This is a genomic window from Streptomyces sp. NPDC101219 (assembly GCF_044767675.1).
Classification (GTDB): Bacteria; Actinomycetota; Actinomycetes; order Streptomycetales; family Streptomycetaceae; genus Streptomyces.
This window is the reverse complement of sequence record NZ_JBIWOK010000012.1, coordinates 44706-59669: the sequence shown is the minus strand read 5'-3', so window position 1 is coordinate 59669 and position 14964 is coordinate 44706. Positions and strand designations below refer to the sequence as shown.

The 14964-nt window shown below is 75.4% G+C and carries 13 protein-coding genes; 3 read left to right on the top strand and 10 right to left on the bottom strand.

Going from position 1 to position 14964, the window contains the following annotated elements; translation table 11 throughout:
* The first annotated feature begins 114 nt into the window (after positions 1 to 114).
* Entirely contained in the window at positions 115 to 987 is an 873-nt protein-coding gene (locus ACIRPP_RS23295; protein WP_403646046.1) for a RimK family alpha-L-glutamate ligase, read from the top strand.
* Here ACIRPP_RS23295 and ACIRPP_RS23290 read toward each other — a convergent pair.
* From ACIRPP_RS23290 to ACIRPP_RS23245, 10 genes are all read right to left on the bottom strand, one after another.
* Positions 965 to 1576, bottom strand: coding sequence for a hypothetical protein (locus tag ACIRPP_RS23290; RefSeq protein ID WP_403646043.1), 612 nt, complete (start codon positions 1574 to 1576; stop codon positions 965 to 967). The two genes, ACIRPP_RS23295 and ACIRPP_RS23290, sit on opposite strands and share 23 nt — an antisense overlap.
* Positions 1542 to 2375: an FkbM family methyltransferase gene (locus ACIRPP_RS23285; protein ID WP_403646040.1), complete on the bottom strand. Its 834-nt coding sequence runs from the start codon at positions 2373 to 2375 to the stop codon at positions 1542 to 1544. Before ACIRPP_RS23285 ends, ACIRPP_RS23290 begins: the two co-directional genes overlap by 35 nt.
* On the bottom strand, positions 2372 to 2650 hold the full coding sequence (locus ACIRPP_RS23280; protein ID WP_403646038.1) for a Trm112 family protein: 279 nt from the start codon (positions 2648 to 2650) through the stop codon (positions 2372 to 2374). Before ACIRPP_RS23280 ends, ACIRPP_RS23285 begins: the two co-directional genes overlap by 4 nt.
* Complete coding sequence (locus tag ACIRPP_RS23275; protein ID WP_403646389.1) at positions 2647 to 3561, bottom strand: hypothetical protein; 915 nt, start codon at positions 3559 to 3561, stop codon at positions 2647 to 2649. The genes ACIRPP_RS23280 and ACIRPP_RS23275 overlap by 4 nt, the downstream gene beginning before the upstream one ends.
* Before the next feature lie 27 nt (positions 3562 to 3588).
* Positions 3589 to 4332 carry a class I SAM-dependent methyltransferase gene (locus ACIRPP_RS23270; RefSeq protein ID WP_403646036.1) on the bottom strand — a complete coding sequence of 248 codons (744 nt, stop codon included), beginning with the start codon at positions 4330 to 4332 and terminating at the stop codon, positions 3589 to 3591.
* Positions 4329 to 5645 (bottom strand): condensation protein, encoded by a 1317-nt coding sequence (locus tag ACIRPP_RS23265; protein WP_403646033.1) that lies wholly within the window; start codon positions 5643 to 5645, stop codon positions 4329 to 4331. Before ACIRPP_RS23265 ends, ACIRPP_RS23270 begins: the two co-directional genes overlap by 4 nt.
* On the bottom strand, positions 5642 to 9934 hold the full coding sequence (locus ACIRPP_RS23260; RefSeq protein WP_403646030.1) for an alpha-(1->3)-arabinofuranosyltransferase family protein: 4293 nt from the start codon (positions 9932 to 9934) through the stop codon (positions 5642 to 5644). Before ACIRPP_RS23260 ends, ACIRPP_RS23265 begins: the two co-directional genes overlap by 4 nt.
* Complete coding sequence (locus ACIRPP_RS23255; RefSeq protein WP_403646027.1) at positions 9931 to 10671, bottom strand: class I SAM-dependent methyltransferase; 741 nt, start codon at positions 10669 to 10671, stop codon at positions 9931 to 9933. The genes ACIRPP_RS23260 and ACIRPP_RS23255 overlap by 4 nt, the downstream gene beginning before the upstream one ends.
* Positions 10668 to 11855, bottom strand: a complete 1188-nt coding sequence (locus ACIRPP_RS23250) for a glycosyltransferase family 4 protein (RefSeq protein WP_403646024.1) — start codon at positions 11853 to 11855, stop codon at positions 10668 to 10670. The genes ACIRPP_RS23255 and ACIRPP_RS23250 overlap by 4 nt, the downstream gene beginning before the upstream one ends.
* Before the next feature lie 304 nt (positions 11856 to 12159).
* Positions 12160 to 13155 (bottom strand): DUF3068 domain-containing protein, encoded by a 996-nt coding sequence (locus ACIRPP_RS23245; protein WP_403646021.1) that lies wholly within the window; start codon positions 13153 to 13155, stop codon positions 12160 to 12162.
* Positions 13156 to 13376: 221 nt separating this feature from the next.
* Here ACIRPP_RS23245 and ACIRPP_RS23240 point away from each other — a divergent pair, with 221 nt between their 5' ends.
* A complete protein-coding gene (locus ACIRPP_RS23240) occupies positions 13377 to 13529 on the top strand; it encodes a hypothetical protein (RefSeq protein ID WP_203592767.1) in 153 nt (50 codons plus the stop codon).
* A 3-nt stretch (positions 13530 to 13532) separates the two neighbouring features.
* On the top strand, positions 13533 to 14792 hold the full coding sequence (locus ACIRPP_RS23235) for a helix-turn-helix domain-containing protein (protein ID WP_403646017.1): 1260 nt from the start codon (positions 13533 to 13535) through the stop codon (positions 14790 to 14792).
* Positions 14793 to 14964: the final 172 nt, after the last annotated feature.

Genomic DNA, 14964 nt, shown 5'->3' with positions numbered 1-14964 from the left:
TACCCGCCTGCCGTCCCGCGAAGCGGCGGCGGGAGGGGCGGCGGCGCCGGGGTTGCTAGCCTGCCTGGTCGATCACCCGTCCGACCGTCCTCTCACCCGCCCCGGGAGGCCGCCGTGCCCCGAGTCGCCCTCGTGACGTGCCGGCCCCGTGCCGGGATCGCCGAGGACCGGGACCTGCCGGTCCTGGTGCGGGCGCTGGAGGAAGCCGGCGCCCGGGCGTCCGCCGTGCCGTGGGACGACCCGGCGGTGGACTGGGCCGGGTTCGACCTGGCCGTGATCCGCTCCACCTGGGACTACACCTGGCGGGCCGCCGAGTTCACGGCGTGGGCCGAGCGCTGCGGCGCCGCCACCCGGCTGGCCAACCCGGCGGACGTGGTGCGCTGGAACACCGACAAGCGCTACCTCGGCGACCTGGCCGCCGCCGGGGTGCCCGTCGTCCCGACCCGCTACCTCGCCCCCGGGGACCCGCCCGCCCTGCCGGACGGGTACGAGTACGTCGTCAAGCCCGCCTCCGGCGCGGGCGCCCGGCTCGCCGCCCGCTACACCCCCGACGAGCACGACCGGGCCGCGGAGCACCTGCGCCGGATGCACGCCGACGGGTACACCGCGATGGTGCAGCCCTACGTCACCGCGATCGACCGGGCCGGCGAGCGGGCGCTGGTGTTCATCGGCGGGCGCCTGCTGCACGCCTCCCGCAAGGACGCGGTCCTCGGCCGGGGCACCCCCTACGACGCCCCGAGGACCGCGCACCCCCGGCCCGTTCCCTGGACGCCGGGCGCGGACGAGGTCGCCGTCGCCGAGCGGGCGCTGGCCGCCGTGCCGGGCGCGCCGGAGCTGCTCTACGCGCGCGTCGACCTGGTGGACGGGGAGGACGGACGGCCGCGGGTGATGGAACTGGAGCTCGTGGAGCCCAACCTGTTCCTGTGGCTGCACCCCGACTCGCTGGCCGCCGTGACGGCCGCGGTCATCGCGGCCGCGGCTCGGTGACCGCCGTCCGCTGGAGCAGGCCCCAGGTGAACTCCGCGACCACGTCCCGGGGGCTGCCCGCCGGGTCCGGGGCGGTGAAGGCCAGGCCCCAGCGGGTGGGGGCCGAGCCCTGGAGGGGGCGGGCCGGCGCGAAGGCCCGGGCGGCCTCGTCGACCGTGCAGGACCACGGGGTGAGGTCGGCCACCGTGCGCAGGACGGGCGGCGGCGCGCCCGGCGCCCGCACCAGCCACTCGGTCCAGACCCCGCCGCCCGGCGCGGTCAGCACCTCGAAGCGCAGGTCCGGCCAGAGCGGCAGCGGCCACTGCCACGCCTCGCAGTCCAGGTCGCCGATGCGGCGCGCGGTCCGGGACTCCGGGGCGCCCAGGACGGAACGGTAGCGGGCGAGGGCCGGAAGGGGCCGCGGGGAGCGGAGCATCGCCTGCCAGCGCTTGTTGGCCTCCCGCATGTCGGCGAGGGAGGCGCCCAGTTCCCGCCGGGCGTCCTCCACCGGCCCGGGGTTGTGGTCGGCCATCCGGCGCAGCAGGACGAGCTGGAAGTCCAGCGGGGTGAACGGGCTAGCGGGGCGTTTTCCGGTCGGCACGCGCCCCATCGTCGCGCATCGGGTACTCCCCGGGGAGCCGCCCGTCCGGGAGGAACAGCACCGAGTTGACGTAGCGGGGGCCCCGCAGCGGGCCGGAGGGCAGGACCCGGCGGAGCAGACCCCGGGTGGCGACGTGGCAGGCTTCCGCCTGGTGCGCCTCCAGCGGGAAGCGGGACAGCGGGATCCAGTCGCCGGCCGGCAGCACCCAGCCGTCGTAGCCCAGCAGGGACAGGTAGGTGACGACCGGGGCGACGGGCTGGATACGGGCCTCCAGCTCCACGAACAGGGCGGGCCGGTCGCGGGCCAGCACACCGGTCGCGCCGCGCAGCACCGCCGGCTCGTTGCCGTCCACGTCGATCTTGACGAAGCCGACGTCCTTCAGCCCCAGGTCGTCCAGGGCGACGCAGGTGACGTCGAGGACGTCGTCGTGGATGTCCCGGCGCACCAGGGACGACACGCCCCGCTCGCCCCGGTCGCCGGAGGGCAGCCACAACTGCGCGATGCCGGGCCGGTCGGAGGCCGCCGCGCGCACCACCCGCACGTTCGGCGGGGCGGTGGCGGCGAGCAGCCGGGCCAGGCGGGGGACCGGTTCGACGGTCACCACGCGGCGGGCCCGGCCGGCCAGGCGGTGCGTCCACGGGCCGTACCAGCCGCCCACGTCGACCGCCGTGCCGCAGTCCGGCGGGCACAGGTCGGACAGCCGGGCCAGCTCCGGTTCGAAGCGCGGGTAGACCGCCCGGGCCGCCGCGGCCACCACCCGGTCGGGCAGGAAGCCCGCCAGCCGGGCGGCCGCCGTGCGCTCGCTCACGGGGTGGCCCCCGGCCGGTCACCGGTGCCGTCGCCCGGCCCGCCGTCGTCGCCGGCCGCCGGGACGCGGGTCAGCAGCAGCCGCTCGTGCTCCTGGGCCGACACCTGCTCCCCGGAGGACGGCAGCAGCTGCGGAATCCCGTCGACGATCGGGTAACGGCGGCGCAGCCGCGGGTTGTACAGCGCCTCCTCGTCGTCCGCGCCGGCGAGCAGGTCCAGCGGACCCTTGTCGAGCGGACAGGCGAGGATCCTCAGCAGCGGGTCGTCGGCTTTCACGGTGGGGTCAACTCCTCGGCGGCGGTGGGGGACTGCGGAGCGGTGTCGTGTTTGGGCATGGCGAGCAGCACGGCGACGGCGAGCACCGTGCCCGCGACGCGCAGGGTCAGCCGGAGCGGCTCGTCGGGCAGTTCCTCGCCGAACGACAGCGTGCCCAGCACGGCGGTGAACAGGCAGGTGACGGTCGTGCACACCGGCACGATCAGCGAGGCCCGGCAGCGCTGGAGCGCCGCCTGCGACATCACCAGACCGAACACCCCGGTGAACAGCAGGAGATACGGGTACGGGGAGCGCAGCAGGTCCAGTACCGCGCCGCCGATCCCGCTCGTGGTCAGGTGGCTCGACACCCCCTTGATGGCCAGCGAGCTGACGCCGTAGAGCAGGCCCACGGCCACGCCGTACTCCACGCCCGTGGTCGGCAGCCGGTGCCGGTGCCGGGCGTTGCGCTCGGCCGAGCCGTACAGCCACATCCCGGCCGCCAGCGCCGGCACGCACACCAGCAGGATCAGCGGGTACGGCGCCTGACGGCCGACGGTGTCGGCGCCCGCGCCGCCCTCGCGCAGCGACAGCACGACCATCAGCAGCGCCAGCAGGATGGCGCCCAGCGCGTACCGCTCCCGGCCGCTGGTCTCCTCGCCCAGCAGCCGCGCGGACAGCAGCACCAGCAGCACCAGGCCGGAGACGAAGATGCCCTGCGCGGCGGCGATCGGCAGGGTCCGGTACACCGCGAGCTGGGCCGCGAACCCGGCCGCGAGCGCCAGCGAGCCGCCGATCCACAGCGGGCTGCCGAGCACCAGGCGCAGCAGCCGGGCGGGCCGCCGGACGGACACCTCCGGCAGGGCGCCCAGGGCCCGCTTCTCCAGCACGAAGCCCGCGCTGTACAGCACGTTCGCCAACAGGGCCGCGACCACTCCCCACCACATGGCCCCCCGCCCCCCTCATGTCCGTCGTGCGTGCAGCAGCAGGATCGAGGCGAGGGGCGGCCGGGCGCACGCCAGCCGGTCCAGGGCGCGCAGCGGCCGCGGCACGCCGTGGAAGGGGGCGCCCCGCAGTTCCACGACGGTGAAGCCGGACGCGGTGACGAACTCCCGCAGCGCGCGGGCGGTGCACAGCCGCAGGTGGCCCACCACCTCGCTGCCCGGCCGGCCGTGGATGCCGCGCAGGCTGACCTCGGAGAACACCGGCTGCACCCCGGCCAGCAGCAGCGCCCGGTTGTACCAGGCGGCCAGATTCGGCGTGGACAGCATCAGATGGCCGCCGGGGCGCAGGACCCGGCGGATCTCGTCCAGGGCCGCGTCCGGGTCGACGAGGTGTTCGAGGACCTCGCTGAACAGCACCGCGTCGGCCGACGCGGCGGCGAACGGCAGCCCGCCGCCGGTGAGTTCGCCGCGCACCGCGTACGCCAGCCGGGTGCGGGCGCGGGACAGCGCGTCCTGGGACCAGTCCACACCGACGATGCGGTGCCCGCGCAGCAGCGGGGCGGCGGTGGCCGCGGCCGTGCCGTCCCCGCAGCCGATGTCGAGGATCGTCCGCGCGCCGCCGTCGCCCGTGCCCGCCGGGCCGAGCGCCCGGGCCAGCATGCGGGCCTGGCGGAGGCTGCGGGACGGGCCGGAGGCCACCGGCACGGCCGGGTTCTCGTAGAAGTCGCGCAGGTCGCGCGGCGGGTGGGCGGTGGTGGTCACGGCGTCGCCTCCGTGGCGTGCAGGTAGTGCGTGAACAGGTCCCGCAGGCGCGCCCCGTCGCCGTGGCCGAGCAGCGTGCGGGACCAGCGCAGCGACAGGTGCAGCCGGCCGGCCGTGGACGCGGTGGTGAAGGTCAGGCCGCGGGGCATCCGGGCCGGCGCGGAGAACCACACGGCGTGCGCGCGGCCCGCCTCCTCGCCGAAGTCCAGCGGGTAGGGGATCCGGCCGATGTTGCTGAGCAGGGTGGTCGACGTCCACGGTGCCGCCGTGCGCCGCAGGGCCCGGGTGAGGGCCGCCCGGCAGCCCACCGGGGCCCACGGAGCGGTGAGCAGGGCGGCGCCGTGCCCCAGCTGGGGCCGGGGCAGCGCCTTGAGGGCGCGGGTCCGGCGGGCGGTGCGGTGCAGCAGCTCGGGCAGCCGGTCCGGGTCGACCTCCTCGGGGGAGAAGGGGACCTCGACGAGCCGGGTGCCGTTGCCGATGGGCATGCCGGCGTCCCGGGGGCGGTCGTCCACCGGCATGGTGATGCGCAGCGGGCGGGGCCGGGCGCCGTGCTCGCGGTTCCAGTGCGCGAGGGTGAGCGCGGTCGCGGCCATCAGCTGGTCGTTGACCGTGTAGGGGACACCCTTGGGCCGGTGCGGCAGCGCCAGTTCGGTCACCAGCAGCCCGTTGCCCGTGGCGGACCCGGGCCGCCCGGCGGCCACCCGGGCGGGCGGCGCCCAGTGGGACGGGGTGTCGGGCGGCGGCTGCGGCTCCTCGGCCGGCCGCACGGGCGGGGCGGCCGGGGCGTTGTCCCGGCCGCCGTACAGCTCGGCGGCGGTGGCCACGATCCGCAGGCAGGCGGGACCGTCCAGGGCGGTGTGGTTGAGGGTGAGGACCAGCGCGGTGCCGCCCGGCGGCGGGCCGGGGGAGGCCCCGGGCCCGGTGCCGGCCGGGCCGCCGGAGCGGGCCGCGCCGGGGACCATCTCCAGCCGGACCGGCGGCGACGCCGTGAGCGGGGGCGCATGGGTGAGCGCGCGGGTGCGGGCGTCCCGGAGGGAGGCGGCGCCCGGGGGCGCGAAGGTCACCACCTCCACGTCCGGGCCCTCGGTCAGCTCCCATTCGTAGCGCCGCCGGTACCAGGGGCCGCGGGCCTCGCGCATCAGGATGCGCGGGTGCCGGAGCAGCGCCTCGGTGAAGGACTTGCGCAGGCGGTCCGGGTCCAGCCGGCCGGGCAGGTGCACCTCGATGTGGACGGTCTCCGGCTCCGCCTCCTGGGCGCAGTGCCGGGAGACCTCGTCCACCACCGGGAAGGGGATGCGCGGGGGTGCGGTCATCCGGGCTCCCCCTTCCCGGTGCCGTCCGTCCGGCCGGGCGCCGGTGGCGGGGGCGGGGGCGGCGGGGCCGACGCCGGTACGGGCGGCAGGACCGCCGTGGTCCCCGGCTCCTCCTCCGCGGTCCCCGGCTCCTCCTCGCGGGGGCCGTCGGATTCCCGCCCGGCCGCGCGGCCGGACGCCTCACCGATGCCCACCAGGGCCGCGAACAGGCCGGTCAGGGCGAGCAGTTGCGCGAGGTGGCCGAAGGCCCCGCCGCCCGCGCGCACCGGTTCGCCGGCCCCGAGGGCCGCGACCACGCCCGCCGCAGCCAGGGAGGCGAACGCGACCGGCGCCAGCAGGGTGTGCCGCCGCGCCGCGATCAGCGCCAGCGCCGGGACCAGCAGCGCCCACCAGCCGGCGACGACCACGCCGACCAGGGTCAGCGCCACCGCGCCCAGCCACAGCCCGGGCTGCGGGGGAACGGGCTGCGGCGCGTCCGGGTTCTCCGCCCTGCGGCGCCACAGGACCAGCCCGATCAGCAGCACGATGCCCGCCCCGCTGCCGATCAGCGCCGCGTCGTAGGCGGTGGCCGGGCCGTAGGACAGCTCCACCGTGCCGCCGGCGCCCGCCGGGATCCGCCAGCCCTGCTGCCAGCCGTCCAGCCGCACCGGGGTGAGCTCCTCACCGTCGAGGGTGGCCGTCCAGCCCTTGTTGTAGTTCTCGTACGTCGTCAGGTACGAGGCCGCGCCCGAACCGACGGTCACCGTCCGCCGGTCGCCGAGCCAGTCCCGGATCTCCAGGTCCCGGCCGGACGTGGCGGCCTGCTCGGCCGTGCCCCGGGTGAGGGTGACGTCGGTCAGCACCAGCGGGCCGGCGTCCCCGCCCTCCAGCCGGTGCTTGCCGGCGGACAGCTCCAGTCCGGGGGCGGCCTCGCCGTCCTGGCAGAGCGTCACGTCGACCTGCCGCCGCTCGGTGAGGTCGCGCACGGTGCCCCGCACGGCCGTCTCGTACAGCCGGTCGTCGACGGCCACCACGGGGCCCTTGCCGCACTCCAGGGAGAACGCGCGGTTCCCGGAGGGCTGTTCGGTGCGGTATTCGTCGTCGAGATCCGGGAGGTACGCCTCGGTCAGGCCGACCGGCAGCTGCAGGTCGTCGTCGACGACCGGGTTGTGCAGGGTCAGCGGGGCGGCCCGGGTGATGGTGATGTCCAGCCGGTCGGTGGTGATCGGCGGGAAGCGGACCATGCCGGTCTCGTCGACGGACGCGATCGCCGCACCGTCCGGGGAGCTGATGTGCACCTCGGCGGCGCGCGCGGACAGGCCCCCGGCCGGCGGCAGCACCAGCTCGCGGATCTCCTGCCGGCCGGTCCAGCTCAGGTGGATGGTGGGCCGGTCGCCCGCGATCCACGCAGTGGTCAGGTCACCGTCGGTGAGGTTGCGCGCCGACAGTCCGGCGCCCAGGCGCGCGGTGGAGTCCGCGGTGGCCAGGACGCGCCGGCGCTGCTCCGGCGCCACCTCGTACAGCAGCCGGTCCAGTGCCTCGCCGGGTATCGCCACCGCCTTCGCGGACACCTCGTAGGTGCCCGCCGTGCCCGTGGTGAAGGCCCGGTGCAGGCCCGATTCGCCGGCCGCGAGGGACATCCCGGTCGGGTCGGCTGCCCGGTGCAGCGACACCATCTGGACCGGGGAGGTGGACCGCTCCGCGTCCTGGGGCAGCCGCAGCATCCGGGTCACCTGCACGTCGGGCAGGTCGACCTCGGCGAAGCCCGCGCCGGTCAGGCCGGGACGTTCGGCGGTGGCGTCGACGATGGTGAGTTTCATCCACGACGTCCCGCCCTCGGGCGCCTTCACCCGCTGCTTCTTGCCGTTGGCCTTGAGGAAGGAGGTGGCCGAGCCCTTCTCCGTCTCCACCCGCACCCGGGTGGGCGCCGCCCGCACGCCGTCCTGCGGCAGCGGCAGCAGGCCGATGGAGTCCGGCATGGGGTAGTCGCCCTCGAAGCCGATCCGCAGCCACTGCCCCTCGGGCGACTCGACGGAGCCCTCCGCCCACGCGGTGTCCGGGTTGCCGTCGAACGCGTGCACCGGGTCGTACTGCGGCAGGTGGAACAGCCAGTTGCCGTACGAGGACGCCGTCACCGAGCGGGCGCCGCGCAGTTCGGCCACCGTCTGGTGCTCCAGCCCCTCGAACGGCAGGATCTGGCGCGGGCGTTCGCCCGGGTCCTGGTCGGCGTCGGGCGCGTTGCGTTCGTCGCGGGTGTATGTGTACGACGTGTTGGCGTTGAGCAGGCCGAACCGGGTGTCCGCGTACCGCATGCCGTCGCCGGTCACCTGCAGCGGCGCGGTGCCCAGGCCCGGGTGCCGGTCGCCGGTCAGCACCGCGGGCCGGCCGCGCAGCGCGCCGGCCACCGGCAGCAGCGCCTCCGGGCCGCCGGAGACCACGGCGGTGTGGGCGACGGGCGCGAGCCCCGCCTGACCCGGCCGCGGCACGTCCTCACCCGCCGGACGGTAGATCTCCACCGCCCGGTGCCGCGGGTACAGGCCCTCGACCGCGAGCGGGGCGCCCTGCGGGATGACCCCGCCGGTCATCACCGGGCCGAGCCCCTTGACCCGCTCGTACCCGGACTGCTCCAGGGTGCGCTTGACGGTCGCGGTCGGCACCTGGCCGATCTGGTCGGGGTCGAGGTCGTTGCGGACCACCACGTAGAAGATGCCCGCCCGGCTCAGGTGGTCGGCCAGGCCCGGTACCTGCGAGCCGGTCAGCAGGGCCTGCTCGACGGCGTCCATGGCCCGCCGGTTGCCGGGGGTGCCGAACGGGACGTAGTCGCGCTGCGCCCAGCGGGACTTCGCGGTCACGTCCAGCGGCTGGTCGATGGTCGAGCCCCAGGTGTGGATGCCGTGGGCGGTCGCCGGGACGACCAGGGCGCGGGAGTCGGGGGAGTACTTCTTCAGCCAGTCGGCCGTCGCGTGCCAGTACTTCGGGATCTCCTGGAACGAACCGGGGCTCAGGATCGAGCCGTTGAGGTACGGGAACACCAGCCCGGGCAGCACCAGGACCGCGGCGGCCAGCGGCGCGAAGCGGCGGCCGCGCACCGGGCGGCGGGCGCTGCGCGACGCGGCGGCGGCACCCACCAGGTGGGCCAGTCCGAGCACCAGCGCCAGCGCGAGCCCGGTCTGGAACTTGTAGATGTTGCGGAACGGCGAGAGCCAGCCGTCCAGCCAGTCCTGCACCACACCGTGGAAGGGCGCGCCGGACGCGCCGCCGTACCCGGCGAGCAGCACCAGCGCCGTCACCAGCACGGTCAGTACCAGCCAGCGCCGTTCGGGCATGTCCCGCCGGGCCAGGCCCGCCAGGCCCAGTCCGGCGGCGAGCGCGGAACAGACGATGACGAGCACCGAGGAGGCGACGGTCCAGCCGGCCGGCAGCCACGCCTCACCGAGGTGCAGGTAGGCGACCCAGTTGCCGCCGCCACGCAGCGCCTCCGTCGCCGACATGGTGTCGGTGGTGGTGCGCGCGGTCTCGATGAAGGGCAGGAAGTTCTCGCCGTAGACGCCGAGCAGCAGCAGCGGGATCCACCACCACGCCGTCGCCACGATCATCGCGGGCGTCCACCAGGCGATCAGCTTGCGCCGGCGGGGCCCCGCCGGGCGGGACAGCAGGTACAGGCCCACCGGCAGCAGCGAGGCCAGCGTGGAGGCCGCGTTGACCCCGCCCATGAACGGCACGATCAGCGCCGAGCGCAGCGCCGCCACCCTCGCCGTGTACCGCTCGTCGGCCAGCGGCAGCAGTACCCACGGCAGGAACGCGCCGGGCAGCGCGGCGGCCGACGTGGAGCCGATGACGGCGGTGAACACCGGCCACGTCGCGTAGGCGGTGGCCGCCAGGAGCCGGGAGGCGCCGCTGCCCACGCGGAGCCGTTCCGCCAGACGCAGGGCGCCCCAGAAGGCGACCGCCACGATCAGCGACATCCACAGCCGCTCCGCCAGCCACACCGGCAGGTTCACCAGGTCGGCCAGCCAGTGGAACGGCAGCATCGGCCAGGCGTAGCCGATGTACTGGTCCTGGATGCCGCCGAACGCGTTCTGGTCGTGCCACAACTGGCCCAGGTCGGAGAAGAACCGCCGCGGGGCGACCGTCACGCCCAGCTTGGTGTCGAAGGTCTGCCGGCCGGGCTGCACCGCCAGGAGGAGGACGAACACCACCGCCCAGAAGCCCAGCAGCCAGCGGCGCGACCGCGGGCCCTCGGGAGGGCCCGCGGTGGCCGCGCGCGTCGGGACGGCTGCCGGAGGGGGAGCCTGGACCGTGGTCGTCATTCGGGACACCGCCGGAGGATGAGAAGGAGGTTCCAGGTAGCGAACTCGCGCAGACCGGGCACGGTGACCACGGCCCGGGTGAGGAACGGCCAGTAGCGGGACCGCGCCGCGACGACCGTGACGTCGTCGCGGGCGCGCACCAGCCGCAGGGTGGTGCCGATGTGCACGCGGAACAGGTTCTCGCCGAGCCGGTGCTTGGCGTCCCTGCCGGTGCGGCGCTCGTAGCGGGCGCGGGCCCGTCCGGCGCCGAGGTAGTGCCAGGGGGCCCACTCGTGGCCGCCCCACGGGGACAGCCAGTTGGTGAAGGAGACGTAGATCAGCCCGCCGGGCCGGGTGACCCGGACCAGTTCACTGAGGAAGGTCTGCGGATCGGCCACGTGCTCCAGCACGTTGGAGGAGAAGGTGACGTCCGCGGCGCCCTCGCACAGCGGCAGCAGATAGCCGTCGGCGATCACGGTCCCCTCGGGCGGCTTCTCCGCCAGCTCCCGCGCGTCGGGCTCGAAGAGGTAGGCGTGCGCGCCCCGGGCGCGGAACTCCTGGGTGAAGTGTCCGCTGCCGCCGCCGACGTCCACCACGACCCGGCCCGCCACCGGGCCGTCGTACGCCTCGACCTGGTCGGCGGCGTCCCGGGCGAGCAGGGCGTAGCAGGCGTCGGGGTCGTCCTGCTCGCGCAGGAAGGCGCGGAAGAGGGCGAGGGAGCGGCGTATCGAGGGGTCCTTCGGCCCTCTGTCACTCATGGCTGCCAGCTCCGCACCGCCTCGGTGGCGACCGCGCGGAACTGCCGGACCGTGCGGTCCCAGCGGAACCGGGCGGCGTGGTCCCGGGCCGCCTCGCCCATGCGTTCCCGGCGGGCCCCGGACAGCGCCAGAGTGCACCAGGCGGCCGCGAACGAGGACTCGCCGCAGGCCAGGACGCCCGTCTCGCCGTCCACCACGGAGTCCCGCAGGCCGGGGACGTCGAAGGCGACGGCCGGGGTGCGGCGGGCGGCGGCCTCGGTGACCACCAGGCCCCACCCCTCCACGGCGGACGGGTGCAGCAGGAGCCAGGCCGCGCACAGCAGCCGGTGCTTCTCCGCCTCGGAGACGTGTCCGGTGAACTCGACGCCCGGTCCGGCCAGGCGCTCCAGGCGTTCCCGTTCCGGTCCGTCGCCGACGATCACCAGCCGGCCGCCGGTGACCGGGCGGACCCGTTCCCACAGCCGCAGCAGCAGGTCGATGCGCTTGTACTCGACCAGCCGGCCCACCGCCACGAACAGCGGTTCGGCGGAGCGCGCCGTCCGCGGACCGGGCTCCTCCACCCCGTTGTGGACGACCCGGATGCGGTCGCGCCGTACCCCGATCCCGCGCAGGGCCTGCGCGGTCGACGGGGAGACGGCGACCAGCAGGCCGCGCTGCCGCGCTCCGGTGAGGGCCCAGTGCTCCAGGCGCCGGCCGAGGCGGGCGGCCGGGGCCAGCGGGCCGCCGAAGCGCATCGCCCACAGGTCGGTGTGCACGTGGTTGACCAGGCACAAGGTGGGTCCGCGGTGCCACAGCGGGGCCAGGTAGGGCATGCCGTTGCACACCTCGACGAGCAGGTCGCAGTCGCCGACCTGGCGGGTGAAGGCGGAGCGGGCGCGCAGGTAGTGGCCGTAGGCGCCGCCCGCGGACACCACGCGGTAGTCGCGGAAGGAGGCCGGCCCTCCGCACAGCAGGGTGACCTGGTGGCCGAGCCGGGTCAGGCCGTCGGCCAGGCGGTCCACCAGCAGTTCGGAGCCGCCGGCCGAGGGGTTGGCCAGGTCGCGGTGGGCGAGGAAGACGATCCGGCGGGGCTGTGGGGGGAGCGCCGGAGGGTGCGGCGCCGCGACCGGCGACGCGGTGCGCGCGGGGTCCGCCGGCCCGGCCGGGGCCGGGAGCGGCGGGTGGGACGGCACGTGCTGGGGCATCGGTGCTCCAACTCGTCTCGGGGTGCGGAACTCTGCGTGGGGAACGCGGGACGCGGTGCGAGGGGGGTGGAACGCGGCGAGCTGCGCCAGGGGTGGGGTGGATGAGGTCGGCGGCACGGGTGGTGCGGTCGGTGAGGGTCGGGATCCGGTCCGGAGAGGTCCCGTGAGGGCTCTGCCCGGACCGGCCGGGACGGGGGGTGTGGGCGTGCAGTGCTTGGGTGGAGTTGGACAGTTTTCGCCCACTCGTCCGCCAGGGCTACTCACCGATGTGACAATTTCCGGCTTTGTTGAAGCTGACGCCATGTCATTTCGTGAGCACCGGCTGGGGCGAATCGGTCGTACCGGTCGAATCGGGCCGGTCCTCTTCCTTTCGCCCACGGGCCACCAGGAGCCCGCCGGCGAGCGCCAGCACCGAACCGGCCACCACCGCGACGAGCGGCAGCGTCTCGCCCACCATCCGCAACTGGCCGCTGTCCCGCTTCGCCTGCCGGACCGCCTCGCGCTGCGTGGCGGTGGTGAAGGAGATCTTGTCGGCGTCCAGCAGCACCGCCGCGTCCGTGTCCGCGCCCGGCGCCCGCAGGGTGCGCTTCGGCCCGGTCTGCGCGTAGATCACCCGGCCGGTGCGCTGGTCGACGACCAGTTCCACGCCGTGGTTGGCGTACCACTCCTCGGCCAGCACCTGCGGCCGGCCCGGCCGGTCGACGATGCTGCCCGGCACCAGGCGCGTGCCGGCCTTGGTCGGCGGCACCGAACCGGTGAACCGGTAGCCGGTGTAACCCTGCACCTTCTTCGTGCCCCGGTACGTCAGCACGACGGTGTCCCCGAGCGTGTTGTCCCACCACTGGTAGGAGCGTTTCTGCACGTCGAAGGGGAACTTCAGGTACGCCTCGCCCTCGATGCGGGGCGTCTCGCCGCAGCAGTGCACCGGCTTGGTCGTCCGGCGGTCCAGCACCCAGCGGTGCGGGTTGAAGTCCAGCGCGTCGTGCGGGTCCGCGGCGGGCAGCGACTCGTCCGTGTCGACCGTGGTGATCACGTCCCACACGGCGTTTCCGCTGCGCTCGCTCGCCTCGACGTCGCCGCGCACCCGCTGGGTGACGGTGATCCGCTGGTCCGGCACGGTCTCGATCTTCCCGGTGTCGAACACGCTGCCACGGCCGGTGTAGACCGCGGTGGTGTCGATGTCGACCGGGTTCACCGCGGCACGGGGCTTCACGTACCAGGCCAGCAAGGGCGCCAGCACCAGCAGGAACGTGCCGAGACCCAGCAGGATCAGGGAAAACGGGGAAGCTGTACGACGCATCCGGGCACTCCAGGGGCTTGGGACGGTGCGACGCCGACGGGCGGCACCGTGGGCATGAGCGCATGCGAGAGGGCTGGTCCACCCGACACCCCTTATGGGCCGGGAACGGTATGCGCCCCTTGACGGAGTGTCAATGTCACGTCGACACTGGAGCCGGGACGGGCGGGGTGGCCGGTCGGTTGCGGGGGTGGGGAACCTCCGACAGAGAGGCTGACCCAGCGATGCCCAGACTGTTCGCCGCCGCGCTGACCGTCGCGCTCGGCGCGGCCCTGGCCGTGGCCGCCGCGTTCGGCGTGGTCGCACTGCTCGAAGCGGTGCCCGACCAGCCCAACACCCCGATGATCACCTATGAGCAGGCCGGGCAGGGGAGCTGAGCCGTGACGGCCCCCTCCGGCCCGGTCAGGACGGTCACCTCCCGTTCCGCCTGGCACGACGTACCGCGCTACCAGGTGCGCCGGTTCGCCGAGATCGCCATGGCCGAGGCGCCCTCGCTCGCCGAGGAGATCATGGACGAGATCCGGCGCGAGTACCCGCACCTGCCCGTGGTCCTCGACGACTCCGGCGAGCCCATGGCCCTGATCGGCATCCGGCGCGCCATCGAGGTGTTCGTCGGCCACCTGGAGCACGCGGACTACTCGGCCGGCCGGCCGACCGTACCGCCCGGCGTCTTCCAGGAGTTCGGCCGCGGAGAGGGCCTGCACGGCCGGACCCTGGACTCCCTCCAGGCCATCTACCGGCTGGGGGTCCGGCTGGCCTGGCGCCGGTTCGCCGAGATCGGCCAGCGCGTCGACATCCCGCCGCCCGCGATGTACGAACTCGTCGACGCGGGCTACGAGTACCTCGACGGCCTGGTGGACCAGTCCGTGCGCGGCTACGCCGAGGCCGCCGCCCGCCGGGCCGGCGAACGCCTGCGGCTGCAACGGCGGCTGCTGGAACTGCTGCTCGCCGAGCACCACCGGGGCGACCCGGCCGAGGCGCTCGGCGAACGCGCCGCCCGGATCGGCTGGCCGCTGCCGGAGAAGGTCGCGGTCGGAGTCCTGCTGCGCCCCGCGCGCGAAGCGGTGGCGCCCGCGGTCGGGCAGGGCGTCCTGCTCGACATGGAGTACGAACAGCCCCGCATGGTCGTCCCCGACCCCGACGCCGCCGGACGCCCCGAACTGCTGCACCGTGCCCTGGCCGGCTGGTCCGGCGCGATCGGCCCGCCGGTGCCGGTCGCCGACGCGGCCAAGTCGCTGCACTGGGCGGAGGCCGCGGTGCGCCTGATGGAACGCCGGCTGCTGCCCGCCGGGGAGGTGCTGCACTGCACCGAGCACACCGAGGCCCTGGTCCTGCTCCAGCCCGAGGAGCTGATCGACGACCTGGCGCAGCGGTGCCTGGCCCCGCTGGCCCACTGCGGCCCCACCCACGGGCGCCGGCTGGCGGAGACGCTGCTGGCCTGGCTGGAGACCCGGGGCGGGGCGCCCGAGGTGGCCGCGCGGCTCGGCGTCCACCCGCAGACCGTCCGCTACCGGCTGCGGCAGATCCGGGAGCTGTGGGGCGACGAGATAGACGACCCGGACCGCCGCTTCGAGCTGGAACTCGTCCTGCGTGCCCAGCGGTTGCGGGGCGGACTGGGGGATCCCCGCGTGCGCCGCTGACCGCAGCCGCGTGCTGCCGGGGCCGTGCGCGCCGCCGCGCACGGCCCGCACGGCCCCGCCCCGGCCGCGGCGTCCGGGGCTGCCGCCCGCCGTCCAGCACACCGGTCCCATTGCCCGTGCCGGTATGGATGGTTAGCCTGTGTTCGCCATTCCGATCGCCTGTTGAAATATC